General features: G+C 68.8%; 15 protein-coding genes. 9 read left to right on the top strand and 6 right to left on the bottom strand.

Annotation, left to right across the window (positions count from 1 at the left end; genetic code table 11):
- Nucleotide 1 precedes the first annotated feature (1 nt).
- Genes ipdA through ipdC form a run of 3 tightly spaced genes read left to right on the top strand, consistent with a single transcriptional unit; the run spans nucleotide 2 to nucleotide 2,711 of the window.
- A complete protein-coding gene (ipdA, locus tag ACFU5V_RS01970; RefSeq protein WP_124390159.1) occupies nucleotides 2-895 on the top strand; it encodes a cholesterol ring-cleaving hydrolase subunit IpdA in 894 nt (297 codons plus the stop codon).
- A complete protein-coding gene (gene ipdB, locus ACFU5V_RS01965; protein ID WP_378696420.1) occupies nucleotides 892-1,653 on the top strand; it encodes a cholesterol ring-cleaving hydrolase subunit IpdB in 762 nt (253 codons plus the stop codon). Before ipdA ends, ipdB begins: the two co-directional genes overlap by 4 nt.
- Nucleotides 1,650-2,711, top strand: coding sequence for a (3aS,4S,5R,7aS)-5-hydroxy-7a-methyl-1-oxo-octahydro-1H-indene-4-carboxyl-CoA dehydrogenase (gene ipdC / locus ACFU5V_RS01960; RefSeq protein ID WP_378696418.1), 1,062 nt, complete (start codon nucleotides 1,650-1,652; stop codon nucleotides 2,709-2,711). The genes ipdB and ipdC overlap by 4 nt, the downstream gene beginning before the upstream one ends.
- Before the next feature lie 57 nt (nucleotides 2,712-2,768).
- Here ipdC and ACFU5V_RS01955 read toward each other — a convergent pair whose 3' ends face one another.
- Entirely contained in the window at nucleotides 2,769-3,047 is a 279-nt protein-coding gene (locus ACFU5V_RS01955) for a DUF2277 domain-containing protein (RefSeq protein WP_378441817.1), read from the bottom strand.
- Between the two features lie 23 nt (nucleotides 3,048-3,070).
- Nucleotides 3,071-4,297 carry a glycosyltransferase family 87 protein gene (locus ACFU5V_RS01950; protein WP_378696416.1) on the bottom strand — a complete coding sequence of 409 codons (1,227 nt, stop codon included), beginning with the start codon at nucleotides 4,295-4,297 and terminating at the stop codon, nucleotides 3,071-3,073.
- Between the two features lie 137 nt (nucleotides 4,298-4,434).
- Here ACFU5V_RS01950 and ACFU5V_RS01945 point away from each other — a divergent pair, with 137 nt between their 5' ends.
- A complete protein-coding gene (locus tag ACFU5V_RS01945) occupies nucleotides 4,435-5,073 on the top strand; it encodes a PadR family transcriptional regulator (protein WP_378696414.1) in 639 nt (212 codons plus the stop codon).
- Here the strand turns inward: ACFU5V_RS01945 and hutC are convergent.
- Nucleotides 5,006-5,773 carry a histidine utilization repressor gene (gene hutC, locus ACFU5V_RS01940; RefSeq protein WP_072938860.1) on the bottom strand — a complete coding sequence of 256 codons (768 nt, stop codon included), beginning with the start codon at nucleotides 5,771-5,773 and terminating at the stop codon, nucleotides 5,006-5,008. The genes ACFU5V_RS01945 and hutC overlap by 68 nt on opposite strands.
- A 100-nt stretch (nucleotides 5,774-5,873) precedes the next feature.
- Nucleotides 5,874-10,553 (bottom strand): NAD-glutamate dehydrogenase, encoded by a 4,680-nt coding sequence (locus ACFU5V_RS01935; RefSeq protein ID WP_378696412.1) that lies wholly within the window; start codon nucleotides 10,551-10,553, stop codon nucleotides 5,874-5,876.
- Between the two features lie 227 nt (nucleotides 10,554-10,780).
- Between ACFU5V_RS01935 and ACFU5V_RS01930 the strand changes: the two genes are divergently transcribed.
- The 4 genes from ACFU5V_RS01930 to hutG are packed head-to-tail and all read left to right on the top strand — an operon-like array spanning nucleotide 10,781 to nucleotide 16,183.
- Nucleotides 10,781-12,217 (top strand): purine-cytosine permease family protein, encoded by a 1,437-nt coding sequence (locus ACFU5V_RS01930; RefSeq protein ID WP_378696410.1) that lies wholly within the window; start codon nucleotides 10,781-10,783, stop codon nucleotides 12,215-12,217.
- A gap of 59 nt (nucleotides 12,218-12,276) precedes the next feature.
- A complete protein-coding gene (gene hutU / locus ACFU5V_RS01925; protein ID WP_378433700.1) occupies nucleotides 12,277-13,953 on the top strand; it encodes a urocanate hydratase in 1,677 nt (558 codons plus the stop codon).
- A 47-nt stretch (nucleotides 13,954-14,000) separates the two neighbouring features.
- On the top strand, nucleotides 14,001-15,224 hold the full coding sequence (hutI, locus tag ACFU5V_RS01920) for an imidazolonepropionase (protein WP_378696408.1): 1,224 nt from the start codon (nucleotides 14,001-14,003) through the stop codon (nucleotides 15,222-15,224).
- Complete coding sequence (gene hutG, locus ACFU5V_RS01915; RefSeq protein WP_378696406.1) at nucleotides 15,221-16,183, top strand: formimidoylglutamase; 963 nt, start codon at nucleotides 15,221-15,223, stop codon at nucleotides 16,181-16,183. Before hutI ends, hutG begins: the two co-directional genes overlap by 4 nt.
- A gap of 22 nt (nucleotides 16,184-16,205) precedes the next feature.
- Here hutG and ACFU5V_RS01910 read toward each other — a convergent pair whose 3' ends face one another.
- The gene (locus tag ACFU5V_RS01910) at nucleotides 16,206-17,039 is read right to left on the bottom strand and encodes an alpha/beta fold hydrolase (protein WP_378696404.1); all 834 of its coding nucleotides are present in this window, start codon (nucleotides 17,037-17,039) and stop codon (nucleotides 16,206-16,208) included.
- 230 nt (nucleotides 17,040-17,269) lie between these two features.
- Between ACFU5V_RS01910 and ACFU5V_RS01905 the strand changes: the two genes are divergently transcribed.
- Nucleotides 17,270-17,473 (top strand): cold-shock protein, encoded by a 204-nt coding sequence (locus ACFU5V_RS01905; protein ID WP_005244612.1) that lies wholly within the window; start codon nucleotides 17,270-17,272, stop codon nucleotides 17,471-17,473.
- A gap of 79 nt (nucleotides 17,474-17,552) precedes the next feature.
- Here ACFU5V_RS01905 and ACFU5V_RS01900 read toward each other — a convergent pair whose 3' ends face one another.
- Nucleotides 17,553-17,930, bottom strand: a complete 378-nt coding sequence (locus ACFU5V_RS01900) for a hypothetical protein (RefSeq protein WP_378696402.1) — start codon at nucleotides 17,928-17,930, stop codon at nucleotides 17,553-17,555.
- Nucleotides 17,931-17,980: the final 50 nt, after the last annotated feature.

The following is a 17,980-nucleotide window of genomic DNA, read 5'->3' as shown; positions in this document are numbered from 1 at the left end:
GATGGCGAGCAAGCGCGACAAGAGGATGTCGCTCGACGACGCGGTCGGGGAACTGCGCAGCGGAATGACCATCGGCCTCGGCGGCTGGGGTTCGCGCCGTAAGCCGATGGCGCTGGTCCGGGCGCTGCTGCGCTCGGACGTCACGGACCTCACCGTCGTCACGTACGGCGGCCCCGACCTGGGGCTGCTCTGCTCGGCGGGCAAAGTGAAGAAGGCGTACTACGGGTTCGTGTCCCTCGATTCGGCCCCGTTCTACGACCCGTGGTTCGCGAAGGCGCGCACCGGCGGCGAGATCGAGGTCCGCGAAATGGACGAGGGCATGGTGAAGTGCGGACTCGAGGCCGCCGCCGCCCGACTGCCGTTCCTGCCGATCCGCGCCGGACTCGGCTCCGACGTCCGGAACTTCTGGGGCGACGAACTGCGGACCGTCACCTCCCCCTACCCCGACGCGTCCGGCCGGTCGGAGACGCTGATCGCGATGCCGGCCCTGAATCTCGATGCGGCACTGGTGCATCTGAACCTGGGCGACAAGCACGGCAACGCCGCCTACACGGGGGTCGACCCCTACTTCGACGACCTGTACTGCGCGGCCGCCGAGAAGCGGTTCGTCTCCGTCGAACGCGTGGTGGAGACCGAGGAACTGGTGAAAACCGTTCCGCTGCAGAACCTGATCCTCAACCGCATGATGGTCGACGGCGTCGTCGAGGCACCGAACGGCGCCCACTTCACCCTCGCCGGCGACAGCTATGGCCGCGACGAGAAGTTCCAGCGCCACTACGCCGAATCGGCGAAGACCCCTGAGGGATGGCAGCAGTTCGTCGACACCTACCTGTCCGGCAGCGAGGACGACTACCAGGCGGCCGTGAAGCGATTTGCAGAGGAGTCCCAGGCATGACCGAGACCACCACCGACGTCACCCGCGCCGAGTACTGCGCGATCGCGTGCGCCGAGATCTTCTCCGGCGCAGGCGAGATCATGGCCAGCCCGATGGCAACGCTGCCGTTGATCGGCGCCCGCCTCGCGCGACTGACCACCGAACCCGACCTGCTCATCACCGACGGCGAAGCACTGATCTTCGCCGACACCCCCGCCGTCGGCGCGAAGGCACCGGTCGAGGGCTGGATGCCGTTCCGGAAGGTGTTCGACGTCGTCGCGTCCGGTCGCCGCCACGTGGTGATGGGCGCCAACCAGATCGACCGGCACGGCAACCAGAACCTGTCGGCGTTCGGCCCGCTGCAGCAGCCGACCCGGCAGATGTTCGGCGTCCGCGGCGCGCCCGGCAACACGATCAACCACCCCACCAGCTACTGGGTGGGCAAGCACACGTCGCGGGTGTTCTGCGACCAGGTCGACATCGTCTCCGGCGTCGGCTACGACCGGATCGACCCCGACAATCCGGCCTACCGGTTCCACCACCTGCACCGCGTGGTGACCAACCTCGGGGTGTTCGACTTCGGCGGACCCGGACACACGTTCCGGGCGCTGTCGCTGCACCCCGGCGTCACCGCCGAACAGGTCGTCGAGAACACCTCCTTCGAGGTCGCCGATCTCGACGACGCACCCGTCACCCGGGACCCGTCCGAGGAAGAACTGCGGCTGATCCGCGAGGTCCTCGACCCCCGCAGCCTGCGCGACCGAGAGGTGTCGGTATGAGCACGCTCCGCACCGCACTGACCGACCTGGTCGGTGTGCAGCACCCGGTCGTGCAGACCGGAATGGGCTGGGTCGCCGGACCACGACTCGTCGCGGGCACCGCCAACGCCGGCGGTCTCGGCATCCTCGCGTCGGCCACGATGACGTATGACGAACTCGCCGCCGCGATCACGAAGACGAAGACGCTCACCGACAAGCCGTTCGGGGTCAACATCCGCGCCGACGCCACCGACGCCCCGCAACGCATCGACCTGCTCATCCGGGAGAACGTGCGCGTCGCGTCGTTCGCGCTGGCCCCCAAGCAGGAACTGATCGCGAAGCTGAAAACCGCCGGGGTGGTGGTCATTCCGTCGATCGGCGCAGCCAAGCACGCCAAGAAGGTGGCGTCCTGGGGAGCCGACGCGGTGATCGTGCAGGGCGGCGAGGGCGGCGGTCACACCGGACCGGTGGCCACCACCCTGCTGCTGCCGTCGGTGCTCGACGCCGTCGACATCCCCGTCGTCGCCGCGGGCGGCTTCTACGACGGCCGCGGGCTCGCCGCCGCCCTCGCGTATGGAGCCGCCGGCGTCGCGATGGGCACCCGCTTCCTGCTCACCCAGGAATCGACGGTCCCCGACTCCGTCAAACAGGAATACCTCGCCCGCGGACTGCAGGACACCACCGTCTCCCGCAAGGTCGACGGCATGCCCCACCGGGTCCTCAACACCGAACTCGTCGACAGCCTCGAACACTCCGGCAACGTCCGCGGACTGGTCGCCGCCGCCCGCAACGCGTCGAAATTCAAGGCCATGACCGGGATGAAATGGTCGACGCTCGTCAAGGACGGCCTCGCCATGAAGAAGTCCGGCGACCGCACCTGGCAGCAGATCATCATGGCCGCCAACACCCCGATGCTGCTCAAGGCCGGGCTAGTCGACGGCAACACCCACGCCGGTGTCCTCGCCTCCGGTCAGGTCGTCGGGCTGCTCGACGACCTGCCCACGTGCAAGGACCTCATCGACGGCATCGTCGCCGACGCGATCAAACGCATCGACGCACTCGGCGCCCTGCGCGCCTGAGACCGAACGAACGGGACGCTCGTTGGATCTGACGCAACGAGCGTCCCGTTCGTCCGTTTAGGGGGTGGCGGCCTTCGCCGCGATGCGCGCCCGGACCTCCGGCCGCCGCAGCGGGGGCACGGTCTGCGGGGGCTGCTTGCGCGCCGGCAGTGCGGCGAGGAGCTTCGTGGTGGCCTCGGTGACGACGGCTACCGCCTCCTCGAACGGTTCACGGTTGGCGTCGGAGAGCTTCTGGATTCCGCTGACCTTCCGGACGTATTGACGCGCCGCCGCCTCGATCTCCTCCGCGGTGGCCGCCGGTTCGAGTCCGCGCAGCTCGGTGATGTTTCGGCACATGACTCGACGATAGCGCCGACGCCTCAGCTTCGGGCGGGCTCCAGCGCGTCGTCGTCGGCGGGCACCGCGGCGGGTTCGACGTCCGGGAGCGGGGTGCGGGACCGCGCGGCCACGACCGCGGCGCCGAGCAGGACGAGGGCGACGAGGCACTGCGAGCTGCCGATCACCTCCCGGACGGCGGCCTCCACCCAGCCGGACGAGGAGGACTGCAGCACGAAGTTGGGGCCGATCAGGAAGATCAGCGTCGCGGCGCCGACCACCGGCCGCCAGCTGCGATACTGCGGTGCGATCAGGATCGGAATCAGCAGGATGCTGTACGCCCAGTGGTGGGTGACGGCGAACGGCGCCGCGAGCAGCGATGCCAGGGCCACGACAGACAGCGCGATCAGGTGTTCACCCGACCGGGTGAACCGGTACGCCGACCATGCTGCGGCGGAGACGATGACGGCCGCGCTGAGCACCCAGAGGACGCTGGCGAGCCTGCCTTCGGCCCCGAGCCGGGCGATGACGCCGGTGACGGCCTGGTTGCGGAAGAAGTCGGGCGCGCCCGCACGTCCGGTGGCGAAGAATTCGGTGGTCCAGAACCACACCGACGACTGCGGCAGCAGCCAGAAACCGAGTCCGACGGTGACGAGGATCGTGGCGAGCGATCGTCCGATCGAGCGGAAGTCGCGGCGGACGAGCAAGACCAGCAGGAAGGCTGCCGGGGTGATCTTGATTGCGGCGGCGAGGCCGATCGCGATTCCGCGGAACCTCTTCGGGATCACCCCGGTGCAGTCGGCGACCACGAGCGCCATCAGGATGATGTTGATCTGACCGAAGTCGAAGTTCGAGCGCATCGGCTCGAGGAGCAGCACCGGGCCCATCGACAGCAGAGCGAGGAGGTCGGGGCGGCCGACGTCGAGTTTCGACAGCGCCACCTTGACCATCCACCACACGAGCCCGAGGTTGAGGGCGCACCACAGCGCCTGCAGGACCGCGGGGTCGATCTCGGCCATCGGTGCGAAGAGGATCGCCGCGAAGGGTGCGTAGATGAACCTGAACCCGGAACTGCTCGGGAAGTCCGCGGAGTAGAGCGGCAGCCCGCTGACGAAGGCGTGGCCGGCGTCGCGGAACACGGAGAGGTCCATCAGGTAGCCCGTTGCCGCATCGAACTCTCGGTAGGCCACCACCCCCACGGAGAGGACGCCCACGAGGAGCGCGACGGCATGGAGACGATAATCCCTGAACTTCGATTCACTCTGTAACAAGAATTTGTTCTTTCATGATCGGCGTCGTGGTCAACGATCCACCGTAGCGGGCCGTGACCCAATCGTGACAAAGGCGAGGTCGTGGCGCCCGAACCGCGCACTTCGTCATAGTTTATTCAGACTGGTATATTTCGATCATGCCCGGACGCGTCCTCGACAATCCGCTCGTCCTGCCGGTGCTCGGACTGCTTCTCGAATCGCCGATGCATCCGTACCAGATGGAGGTCACGCTGCGTGAGCGCAGCGAGGAGGGCCAGTGGCCGCTCAACCGCGGCTCGCTGAACAACGTCGTCGCCGCCCTCGCGGCGGCGGGCTGGATCGAGGAACACGAACGTGCGCAACGGGAGGGTCGGCCCGCCCGCACCGTCTACGCCCTCACCGACGCCGGACGCGCGGAACTGGTGAGCCGATTGGACGTCCAGATCCGCAGTGCCGCACGGGAGTTCTCCCCGTTCTTCGCCGCGATCAGCTACCTCGGTGCGCTGGGGCGCGACGGCGCCGTCGACGCACTCACCGAACGCGCCCAACGACTCACCGCGAGAATCGAATCCGACCACACGAAGCTCACCCGCGCGCTTGGCGACGGAGTGCCCGCCCTGTTCCTCGCCGAAGCGGATTACGCACTCCACGCCGCACGGGCCGAATTGGACTGGATCGCGTCGACGATCGCCGGCATTCGCGACGGTCGCCTCGTGTGGCCCGAACCGATCAGCCCGTCCCGAACGTCCCTTCCAGCCGGTTCCGCGAACCGGGGTGCACGAGACGCGCTGCGCTGACGAGTCCTCGGGACGACCAGGTGCGGCGTCGGATCAGCAGGCAGGGTTCGGAACGCTCGATGTGGAGGAGCCGGCATTCCTCGGGCGATCCGAGGATCGCCTCGACGACGTGCTCGCCCCTCGTCAGCGGAGCTTCCACGCTCAGATAGTGATTGGGCGTCTGCTGGGTGAAGTCCTGATCGAGATAGCCGGGCGCCTCGGCGGGATTGACGAACCGGTCTTCGAGCTGGATCGGCGTGTCGTCCTCGTAGTGGATCATCAGGGAGTGGAACACCTTGCCGCGGATGGAATCCCGGATGAAGGCGTTGGCCGGATCGGCGTCTTCCTCACGCACGTACACCACTTCGGTCCGGTGGCGGTGTCCGCGTTGCTGGATCTCGTCGGCGATGTTCTTGACCTCGAACAGCGGCGACGCCGTCTTCGTGGCCGCCACGAACGTGCCGACCCCCATCAGGCGCACCACGAGGCCCTCGGCGCTGAGTTCGCGCAGCGCGCGGTTGATGGTCATGCGGGACAGCCCCAGTGCGCCGACGAGCTGATTCTCCGAGGGCAGCTGATCGCCCTCCTGCCAGCGGCCGGCGTTGATCTGCGACACGATGAGGTGCTTGACGCGTTCGTACGCCGGGGCCGACTCCGTCCCCGGTCCGTTGTACAACGCAGCAAGCTCCGCGTCGACTACTGCGATCTCTACCACTGACACCCATTCCTCTGCGGCACCGACGAACTTCCCGTGCAGTCGGCCGTCTGCAGTCTATCGGCCGACTGCACGGGTGAGCCGCAATCGTGCGGTGCGCCCGATGTCACCTCACCATGCTGCGGAGCTGCCTGGTCGCCACGGAGAGAGCGGCCAGGTCGTGCTCCCCCGATTCCGTGACGGCGTCGAGCGTGTGGCGGGCCCGCGCCAGCCGGGCCGCGTTGCGGTCCTCCCACTCCCCGATCTTCTGTTCCGCCGTGTCCGCGACTTCGCTGCCCGCGATCACGTCGAGGCACAGGGCCCGCACCGTGTCGTACAACTCGTCGCGCAACGACAACCGGGCCAGCGCGTTCCACCGCGTACCTCGTCCCAGCTGCGAGACCCCGACCAGGAGGTGAACCAGCCCGAGGCACTCCCCGAGCCGGTAGTACACCTCGGCCACCTCGCGGGGGTCGCGTTGGGTGACGTCGGCGATCTCGACGATGTCGAGCAGCGCGAACCGGTCGAGCAGCAGTTGGACGCGCCCGGCCAGGTCCGCGGGGACACCGCGGGCCACCAGCGCCGCCGTGCGGCTGCGGAGACTCTCCGCGTCCCCGCCGAACAGCCAGCCCGCGACGTGCGGTGTCAGGTCCGCGACCCGGTCACGGAATCGGCTGATCTCCGCCCCGACCGCCAGCGGCTGGGGCCTGCGGGTGAGCATCCACCGCGACGCCCGGTCGAGCAGCCGCCGGGTGAACAGGGTCAACTCGTCCGAGAGCGCGGCGTCGAGGTCGGCGTCCCGGATGTCGCGGCGCAGTGACGGCAGGTCGAACACCTCCGAGACCACCGCGAACGCGCGCACGGCGTCGGCGCCGCTCGCACCGGCCTCCTCCCCCAGCCGGAAGGCGTACGTGATGCCGCCGTTGTCGACGACGTCGTTGGTGAGGACCGTGGCGACGATCTCCCGGCGCAGCGGGTGTTCGCCGATGGCGTCGCCGAACGATTCCCGGAGTCTGCGCGGGAAGTACCCGGCGAGCGCGTCCGCGAATGCCGGGCTGTCGGGCAGGTCGCCGGCGAGCAGGTCCGACTTCAGCGCCAGCTTGACGTGCGCCATGAGCGTCGCGAGTTCCGGCGAGGTGAGTCCCGTCTCCGCGCGTTCCCGGGCGGCGATCTCCTTCCGGGACGGCAGCACCTCGATGGCGCGGTCCAGACCGTAGCGGCCCTCCAGATGGCCGATGAGCCGCCCGTGCACCGCGAGCGACGCGGCGGCGTCGGCCCGGCTCGTGCCGAGCACGTCGTTCTGGGCGACGTTGTCGGACAGCACGAGACGCGACACCTCCTCGGACATCTCGGCGAGCAGACCCGCGCGGTCGCCGGCGGCGAGACGGCCGCCGCTGACCAGGGCGTCGAGCAGGACCTTGATGTTGACCTCGTGGTCGGAGCAGTCCACGCCCGCCGAGTTGTCGAGGGCGTCCGTGTTGATCCGCCCGCCGTTGCGGGCGAATTCGATGCGCCCCAGCTGGGTGAGGCCGAGGTTGCCGCCCTCACCGATCACGCGCGCCCGGACGTCGGCGCCGTCCACCCGCACGCCGTCGTTGCCCTTGTCGCCCACGTCGAGGTGTGTTTCGGTGCCCGCCTTCACGTAGGTCCCGATCCCGCCGTTCCACAGCAGATCCACCGGCGCCCGCAGGATCGCCCGAACCAGGTCGGGTGGCGACAGTTCGGTGGTCCCGGGCGCCAGCCCGAGCGCGCGCCGCGCCTCCTCGCTGACCGGAACGCTCTTCCTCGACCGTTCCCACACACCGCCGCCCGCGCTGATCAGGTCGGGCGCATAGTCGGCCCACGACGACCGCGGCATCGCGAACAGCCGTTCCCGCTCCGCGAAGGACGTGGCCGCGTCGGGGTTCGGGTCGAGGAACACATGCCGGTGGTCGAACGCAGCGACGAGCCGGATGTGCGGGCTGGCCAGCATTCCGTTGCCGAACACGTCGCCGCTCATGTCGCCGATCCCGACGGCGGTGAACTCCTCCGACTGGGTGTCGACCCCCATCTCCCGGAAGTGCCGTTTCACGCTCTCCCACGCGCCGCGGGCGGTGATGCCGAGCGCCTTGTGGTCGTAGCCGACGGATCCACCGGACGCGAACGCGTCACCGAGCCAGAACCCGTACTGCGCCGCAACGTCGTTTGCGATGTCGGAGAACGTCGCGGTGCCCTTGTCCGCGGCGACGACGAGGTAGGTGTCGTCGCCGTCGTGCCGCACCACCCTCGGCGCCGGAATGACGGCGCCGCTCGCGAGGTCCACGTTGTCGGTGACGTCGAGCAGTCCGCTGATGAAGCTGCGGTAGCAGCGCACACCCTCGGCGCGCTGCGCGTCCCGATCCCGCGCCGGGTCCCCGGTGGGGACCGGTGGACGCGCGACGACGAACCCGCCCTTCGCGCCGACGGGCACGATCACCGAGTTCTTGACCGCCTGCGCCTTCACCAGTCCGAGCACCTCGGTGCGGAAGTCCTCCTTGCGGTCGGACCACCGCAGGCCGCCCCGCGCGACGGTGCCGAACCGCATGTGCACGCCCTCGACCCACGGCGAGTAGACGTAGATCTCGAAGCGGGGCCGTGGCTGCGGCAGTTCCGGGATCCGCTGCGGATCGAATTTGAACGACAGGACCTCCCGTTCCCGGCCCGCACGGACGTAGCGGTTGGTGCGCAGGGTCGCCAGGACCACGTTGAGGTAGGCGCGCAGGATGCGATCGGCGTCGAGACCGAGCACGGCGCCGATCGCCGTTTCCAGCGAGGCGATCAGGTCAGCGCAGTCCAGAGTGCCGTCCGGATCGAACCTCGCCGCGAACAACCGGATCAGCGCCTGCGAGATCTCCGGGTGATCCCCGAGAACCGTCGCGATGTGGTTCTGGCTGTACGGGAACCCGCCCTGCCGGAGGTACCGCGCGTACGCCCGCAGCACCTCCACCTCCCGCCAGTCCAGGCCGGCCCGGAGTACGAGTTCGTTGAAACTGTCCGTCTCCGCGCGGGATTCCCAGGCTGCCGCGAACGTCTCCGTGAAGCGGTGCGCCAGCGCGTCGTCCACCGGCCCGGCCGATGCGTGCCGAATCCCGAATTCGTACATCCAGCAGCCGGTTCCGCGACTGTTCGCGACCGTGTACGGGCGCTCGTCGAGGACCGCGACACCCATGCTCTGCAGGATCGGGAGCACGTCGCTGAGGGAGGCGGGGGCGCCGCCGACGAAGAAGGTGAAACGCCAGTCGGCGGCCTGTGTGTCGAGCCGCGTCTCGATCGCGCCGTCCGTCAGCGTCTCGAACACCGCGACGTCGGTCCGGGCGCGCTCGGTGTCGAAGTCGTGCTTGTACACCGCGGGGAAATTCTCCGAATAGTGCGCGCGGAGTTCGCGTTCGGCTGCGTCGAACTCGTCGTGGAACCGGTCGTCCCAGGTCCGGCAGGCCCGGACGATCCGGCGCTGAATGTCCAGGCGCCGCGTGTCCGTCACCTCGGTGTCCGAGGGAACGCGCATCGTGAAATGCACCATCGCCAGCGGGTATTCGGACACGTTCGTGGTGTATTCGACGGCGGTGCCGTTCAACTCGTCGAGGAGGACCTGCTGGGCCGCCAGGCGCGTCCGCGTGTTGTACCGGTCCCGGGGGATGAAGACCAGTGCCGACATGCTGTCGCCGGGGACGTCCGTGCGCAGGAAGAGGTGGATGTGTTCGCGCGCGGTGATGCCGGCGACCTCGGTGAGGGCCGAATGCAGCGAATCCGGGCTCGCAGCGAACAACTCGGTCAGCGGCAGCGCCTGCACGACCTGCAGCACGGCCTGTCCGGAGAAGGAGTCGATGTCGAAGCCGGCGCGGTCGAGCAGGGCCCGCACCCGGCGGCCCGCACCCGGGATGTCCAGGACGTTCTCGTGCCTGCCCGCGGGCGTGAACACGCCGACGAAGCGGTGCTCCACCCCCGCGGCCCGGACGCCGACAAAAGACGGATACGCCGAACGGTGCACGGACACCGGGAGCGCCGCCTGCCCGATCGCCAGGACGGGACCGGCATCGGTGGCCGGTGCACGATCGCCCTCGCGGTCGTGAAGGACGCCGAGACTCTCCCGGGGTGCGCCGTCGGCGTCGTATCGCGCGTATCCGAGGACGGTGAAGTTGCCCGCTTCGCACCACCGCAGGAAGTCGGCGGCCTCCCGGAGTTCTTCGGACAACGCGTCCTGCCCGGCCTGCGCGTCGAGTTGCCCGGACACCTGGATCTGGAGTTCGCGCATGCGCGCCAGATCCGCGTTGACCCGGCGCACGTCGGCGAGGACGGCGGTCAGGGATTCGGCGAGTGCGGCGACGACCGCCTTGTCCGTGTCGGCGCGCAGCCCCACGTGGATCCAGGACTCCGCCGTCCCCGCGTCGGTGGCCGGACGCACGTCGATGAGGGTGCCCGACTCCGTGCGGCGGGCGGCGACGACCGGGTGCAGTACCTCCTCGATGGGGGCGCCCACCCGGGCCGCGGTGAGGAGCACCGATTCGACGAGCAGCGCCATGTCGTCGGTGACGATCTGCACGGCGGGTCCGATCCCGCTGGGGTCCGTGGCGTCGATACCGCGCACGACCGCGGCCCCGGGGATCCGGTGCCGTCCCGTCTCGAGATGTGTGTTCGCGATCCGATCACGTGCCTCGGGATCCGCATTGTCGGCGGAGGGGTGACCTGCGGTGCGGAGGTAGAGGTCGAGGAAGCGCTCGCGCGTCTCCTGGTCGGAAAACAGCTGCTCATCGCCCTCGAGCGGATGTGAGGACGTCGAAATTACTCTCATGTCAGTACCTTCCGTCGGGAGCATCGGGACTCCCGGCTGGTGCAGTGGCGGGCCGGCACGCTTCTCGGCTGGGTCCTTGGAGAACGCTTGACAGGGTGTTGTCTATACAGGACTATACATCTAACGCGATAAAAAACGTGAGTCAGAGCACACTGGAATCAGGACATGGGACAGAGCACCCGGGACCGACCCAGCTGCCGGACTCGTCACAGAGAGACATCAGGCCAATGACACACGAGGGACCTCCCGAGATCAGCCTCGCGCCCGAGCGTCGCACCATCGACGTCGTCCCGGACGACGAGCGCCACGGATCTCCGCGCAGCCAGTTCACGCTCTGGTTCGGCGCCAACATGCAGATCACCGCGATCGTGGACGGCGCCCTGGCGGTCGTCTTCGGCGCCGACGCGCTGTGGGCCATCGTGGGCCTGCTGATCGGCAACATCTTCGGCGGCGCCGTCATGGCCCTGCACTCCGCTCAGGGACCCCGTCTCGGCCTGCCGCAGATGATCTCGAGCCGCGCCCAGTTCGGCGTCCTCGGCGCCGTGCTCCCGCTCGTCCTGGTCGTCCTGATGTATCTCGGCTTCGCCGCGACCGGCAGCGTCCTCGCCGGTCAGGCCGTGAACGAGATCCTCCACATCGACAACGCCACCGTCGGCATCCTCATCTTCGGCGCGATGACCGCATTCGTGGCGGTGACCGGGTACAAGCTCATCCACGTGGTCGGCAAGGTCGCGACCGTCGTCGGCATCATCGGCTTCACCTACCTGCTCATCCGCTTGTTCGCCGAGTACGACGTGGCCGCGTTCGTCGGAATCAAGGGCTTCGACATCGTCACGTTCCTCCTCGCGATCTCGCTCGGAGCCGGCTGGCAGTTGACGTTCGGACCGTACGTCGCGGACTATTCCCGCTACCTGCCGCGCTCGACCAGCGAGCGGAAGACCTTCTGGTCGACGTTCGCGGGCAGCGTGATCGGCTCGCAGTGGTCGATGACGCTGGGCGCGCTCGTCGCCGCCGTCGCCGGCGACGCGTTCCTCAGCGACCAGGTCGGCTTCATCGGCGAACTCGCCGGACCCGCCGTCATCGCCCTGATGATCTACCTGGTGATCCTGGTCGGGAAACTCACCGTCAACTGCCTCAACGCGTACGGCGGATTCATGTCGATCCTCACCACCGTGACCGCGTTCAACGGGCAGTCGCGCATCTCGTCCCGGGCCCGCACCCTGTACATCATCGGGTTCGTCGCAGTGTCGATGCTGATCGCGATCGGTGCCAGCGCCGACTTCCTCAACAACTTCAAGAACTTCGTCCTCGTGCTGCTGATGGTCTTCACGCCCTGGAGCGCCATCAACCTGATCGACTACTACCTCATCTCCAAGGAGCGCGTGGACATCCCGGCCCTGTACGACCCGGCGGGCCGCTACGGCCGCTGGAACAAGACGGCGATGAGCTGCTACGCCATCGGCGTCGTCGCGCAGATCCCGTTCCTCGCGCAGAAGCTCTACACCGGCCCGGTGACGGACATGCTGGGCGGCGCGGACATCTCCTGGATCGTCGGCATCGTCTTCACCGCCGCGATCTACTACCCGCTCGCACGGCGCAGCAGCAACCCGCCCCCGGCCATGATCTACCCGGAACACACCGCCATGGCCGATTCTCGACAGTGAATCACGCTGACCCCCAGACTCTTCCACCTCTCTCGTTCGACCATCAAGGAGTACACGACATGACCACCACGACGCCTCCGGTTTCCGGACCCCGCCACGTGTCGGCGCCCCGCGGCACCGAACTGACGACCCTCGGCTGGCAGCAAGAAGGCGCCCTGCGCATGCTGATGAACAACCTCGACCCCGAGGTCGCCGAGCACCCCGACTCGCTCGTCGTCTACGGCGGCACCGGCAAGGCCGCGCGCAGCTGGGAAGCGTTCGACGCGATGGTCCGCACGCTGAAGACCCTGAAGTCGGACGAGACGATGCTGGTGCAGTCCGGCAAGCCGGTCGGTGTGTTCCGCACCAGCGAGTGGGCGCCCCGCGTCCTACTCGCGAACTCGAACCTGGTGGGCGACTGGGCCAACTGGGAGGAGTTCCGCAAGCTCGACGCCCTCGGCCTCATCATGTACGGGCAGATGACCGCCGGATCCTGGATCTACATCGGCACGCAGGGCATCCTGCAGGGCACGTACGAGACGTTCGGCGCCGTTGCCCGCAAGCGCTTCGGCGGCTCGCTCGCCGGCACCATCACCCTGACCGCGGGCCTCGGCGGCATGGGCGGCGCCCAGCCCCTCGCCGTGACGATGAACGACGGCGTCGCGATCTGCGTCGACTGCGACGTCACCCGCATCGACCGCCGGATCGCGCACAAGTACCTCGACACCAAGGCCACCGACATCCACGACGCCCTGCGTCTGGCGATCGAGGCCCGCGACGCGAAGCGTCCGCTGTCCATCGGCCTCGAAGGCAACGCCGCCGAGATCTTCCCCGAACTGCTCGCCATGAACGCCCCCATCGACATCGTCACCGACCAGACGTCGGCACACGACCCGCTGTCGTACCTGCCGCTCGGAATCGACTTCGCCGACATGAAGGCGATGGCCGACAAGGACCCGGTGAAGTTCACCGAGGACTCCCGCGCGTCGATGGCCCGCCACGTCGCCGCGATGGTCGGCTTCCTCGACAAGGGCGCCGAGGTGTTCGACTACGGCAACTCCATCCGCGACGAGGCCCGCAAGGCCGGTTACTACCGCGCGTTCGACTTCCCCGGTTTCGTGCCCGCCTACATCCGTCCGCTGTTCGAGGAGGGCCTCGGCCCGTTCCGCTGGGCGGCGCTGTCGGGCGACCCGAAGGACATCGAGGCCACCGACAAGGCGATCCTCGAACTGTTCCCCGAGAACGAGCACCTCAAGCGCTGGATCACGATGGCAGGCGAAAAGGTGGCGTTCGAGGGTCTGCCGGCCCGGATCTGCTGGCTCGGCTACGGCGAACGGCACAAGGCCGGCCTGAAGTTCAACGAGATGGTGGCGTCCGGTGAGCTGTCGGCGCCCGTCGCCATCGGTCGCGACCACCTCGATTCCGGATCGGTCGCGTCGCCGTACCGCGAGACCGAGTCGATGCTCGACGGCTCCGACGCGATCGCCGACTGGCCGCTGCTCAACGCGCTCGTCAACACCGCGTCGGGCGCGTCGTGGGTGTCCATCCACCAGGGCGGCGGGGTCGGCATGGGCCGGTCCATCCACGCCGGTCAGGTGTGCATCGCGGACGGCACCGACCTGGCCGCGGAGAAGTTGGAGCGGGTCCTGACCAACGACCCCGGCATGGGCGTCATCCGGCACGTCGACGCCGGCTACGACCACGCCGCCGACGTCGCCCGCGAGCGCGGCGTCCGCGTGCCGATGTCCGAGGGATGACCAACCGCCCGAGCGACCGTATCGTCGAACCACTGGAAGGAACAGCAGTGACAGCGAACACCTCCCGCTCCACAGCGCTGACCGGCATCGGCACCCTGGTGACCAACGACCCGACAGTGGGGGAAGGTCCGCTCGGGCTGATCCGCGACGCCGCCGTCGTCTTCGACGGCGGCGTGGTGGCCTGGGTCGGCAGCACCGACGCGGCGCCTGCCGCGGACGTCGGGTACGACCTCGACGGCCGGGCGGTGCTGCCGGGCTTCGTCGAAAGCCACTCGCACCTGGTGTTCGGTGGGGAACGCGCGGAGGAATTCGCGGCCCGCATGGCCGGGCAGCCGTACGCGGCGGGTGGCATCCGCAACACGATCGAGGCGACGCGGAACGCCACCGACGAAGAACTGCAGGCGAACACGCGGCGACTGCTGGACGAGTCGCTGCGGTCGGGCAGCACCACCGTGGAGTGCAAGACCGGCTACGGGCAGACGGTCGCGCACGAACTGCGCAGCACGCGGATCGCGGCGTCCCTCACCGACGAGGTGACGCTGCTCGCCGCGCACGTCCCGCCGCCGGAATACGCGGGCCGCGCCGACGACTACGTCGCCATGGTCTGCTCGGAGATGATCGATGCCTGTGCACCGCAAGCGAAATGGATCGACGTGTTCTGCGAGACCGGCGCATTCGACCGCGATCAGGCGCACGCCGTGCTCACCGCCGGAATGGCGAAGGGGCTGATCCCCCGCGTCCACGGCAACCAGCTCCGCGAGGGGCCCGGAGTCCAGCTCGCCGTCGAACTCGGCGCCGCGTCCGTCGACCACGTCTGCTACACCACGCAGGCCGACATCGACGCGCTGTCGCAGAGTTCGACGGTGGCGACCCTCTTGCCCGGCGCGGATTTCTCGACCCGCAACAAGTACCCCGATGCCCGGGCCCTGCTCGACGCCGGTGTCACGGTCGCGCTGGGCGCGGACTGCAACCCCGGCACCAGCTACACCACCAGCCTGCCGTTCTGCATCGCGATCGCGGTGCGGGACATGCACATGACCCCGGACGAAGCGATCTGGGCGGCGACGGCGGGCGGCGCCCGCGCGCTGCAACGCGCCGACGTCGGGGTCCTGCGTCCCGGAGCGCGGGCCGACGCCCTCGCCCTCGACGCGCCCTCGTACCTGCACCTGGCCTACCGGCCCGGCGTCCCCCTGGTCAGCGATGTGTGGCGGGGCGGCGAACTCGCCTGGTCCGCGCACGTCGGTCACGAGAAAGCGAGGGCATTGCGATGATGGAGAACCTGTTGATACCGCCGCCCCCCTGGGTCGGCCGGACGGACGGCACGTCGAGTCACCACCTCCGCTGGCACCAGGCGGTGACCCCGATGCGGGACGGCGCCGAGCCGGGCGCCTGCGTGTTCATCGGATTCTCCAGCGACGAGGGCGTGGAACGGAACAAGGGGCGCCGCGGGGCGTCCCGCGGTCCGGACGCGCTGCGGAGCGCGTTGTCGTCGATGGCGCTCGCCGAACCGCTCCGCGCGTACGACGCCGGCACCGTCGCGGTCACCGACAATCGTCTCGAAGCCGGGCAGGAGGCGCTGGGCGCGGTGGTTGCCGCGACGCTCGACGCCGGCCAGTTCCCGGTTGTCCTCGGCGGCGGCCACGAAGTGGCATTCGGGACGTACCTCGGTCTGGCGCAGGCGGCGGTCCGGACCCCGCGCAAGCGGGTCGGGATCCTGAACCTGGACGCGCACTTCGACCTGCGGTCCGATCCGGTGCCGAGTTCGGGCACACCGTTCCGGCAGATCCTCGAACGGGAACACGCGGCGGGCACCACCCTGCAGTACTCCGTGCTCGGCATCAGCCAGCCCAGCAACACCACCGCGCTGTTCGACACCGCACGCGGATACGACGTCCGGTACCTCCTGGACGACGAGTGCTCGGTCTCCGACCGGCACCGCGTGGCCGTGTTCGTCAGCGAGTTCCTGTCGGACGTCGATCTCGTCTACCTCACCATCGACCTCGACGTCCTGCCCGCCGCGGTCGCGCCGGGAGTGAGCGCTCCCGCCGCGTACGGGGTGCCCGCGGAGACGATTCAATTCGTGTGCGACGCGGTCGCGGCCAGCGGGAAACTCGCGGTTGTCGATGTCGCCGAGCTCAATCCGGCGTTCGACATCGACAACCGCACCGCCCGCACCGCCGCCCGGTTCCTCCATCGGATCGTCACGAAACGCATTCCGATCGTCGGCTGAGGTCGCCCGCGCGGCCGCGAGCTCAGCCCTCCCGCAGCACTGCGCGCAGGCGGGTGACGAATGCGTCCGGGTCGTGGGCGAAACCGATGTGATCACCCGGGAACAGCGTGGGCTCGATCCCCAGATCGGCGGCGAGCGCCCGCGACGTCCGATCGCAGAGTTGACCTCCCGACTCCTCGCCGATTCCGACCACGATGCGCGTGGACGCCGAGCACAGCGCGGCGAGGTCCGGGCACCAGCGGGTGGTCGGGCGCAGCATGTGCGCGTGCTGGAAGTACTCGTCCGCCTCGGTCTGCTCGTCCCGCTCGCCCCCGACCATCTGCTGGAACACCTCCTCGGGCAGGTGGATGTTCGCGAGATCCAGGAACTTCCTCCACGCCCCCACGACATCCCCGCCGAGGTGGGCGTCGATGATCTCGTCGGTCTTCACGCGCAGGTGCTCGCGGTCGTCGAGCAGTTCGTCCAGCGGCGGCTCGTGAGCGATCACGGTGTGCACCAGCTCGGGATGCGCCTGCACGAGCGCGAGAGCGCTGACGGCGCCGCCACTGGAACCGAACACCACGGCAGGGCCTGCGTCGAGGTGCCTCAGCAGCCGGGCGAGGTCGTCGGCGCGCATCTCCGGGGTGGAATCGCGGTCGCGGTCGTCGACCGGGCTGCGGCGGATGCCCCGCGGGTCCGTCGTGAGCACGGTGTGTTCGGCGGCCAGCAGATCGGCCGCGGGCGCGAAGGCGTCGGCGTCCATCGGGGCGCCGACGAGCACCACGACGGGACCCGAGCCCCGTACCTCGTAGTACAGCCTGGCACCGGGCACGTCGAGGGTCCGGGCGCGGGTGGTGGCGGTCGATGCGGAATTCATCGAGTTCTCCTCGTTGCAGGTGATCATCGGTCGCAGGTAGGACCGCCCCCGACGGGCAGAATCATCGGTTCCGTGGGGGAAATTTCTCGCCCACGACCTCCCGAGAGCCCCGGATCCGGAGGATTCGTGGGCCTACCACTGGAAGCACACGCGGCTAGATGACAGGATGAGATTTACGCGAACGGGATCTCGATGTGAGATCCCGGGCGGCAACTCAGGGAGTGAACGGTATGGCGCAGGGTGTTGTGAAGTGGTTCAACAGCGAGAAGGGCTTCGGATTCATCGCGCCGGACGACGGTAGCGCGGACGTGTTCGTTCACTACTCCGAGATCTCGGGCAGCGGCTACAAGTCGCTGGAGGAGAACCAGCGGGTGGAGTTCGAGGTCGGACAGGGCCAGAAGGGCCCGCAGGCCCAGAACGTGCGGGCCGTCTGACCGACGCCCCGATAACACTGTGACGACGAGGTCGCACCCGAGAGGTGCGGCCTCGTTGTCGTAGCAGGCCCCGGGACAGCTATCTCGAGAGGCCGAAACTTCCCACCTGGCTGCCGCCCACGTAGACGGCCCCGGTGTAACTCCCGTCGGCGTTGGGGGAGATCCTGTCGGTCAGGAACCCCAGACCTGATGGGCTGTAGTCGATGACGGTGTTTCCGTTCCCGTCCTGCGACGTCGTGCCCGCGAGTCCGGTCAGTCCGAACGCGAAGTTGTTGACGACCGTGTCGCCCTGAAAGGTCTTCCCCTTCCAGATCAACTCTCCCGCGGGTGTGGTGGTCGTTCCCTGATAGGTGCCGGACGGCGCGGCCGCAGGTTCCGCCACGGCCGCCCCCGCGCCGGCGATGACGGCGCCGATCGCCGTTCCCGCGGTGACGATCCCTCGTGTGATCGCACGCATTCTTGCCTCCCTCTGCCGTGCCGGACGGGATGTGGACTGTCCGTGCTTCG

This window comes from Rhodococcus sp. NPDC057529 (assembly GCF_042802055.1).
Classification (GTDB): domain Bacteria; phylum Actinomycetota; class Actinomycetes; order Mycobacteriales; family Mycobacteriaceae; genus Rhodococcus_F.
Note: the sequence above shows the minus strand (reverse complement) of the source record. Positions and strands in the feature narration are given on the sequence as shown.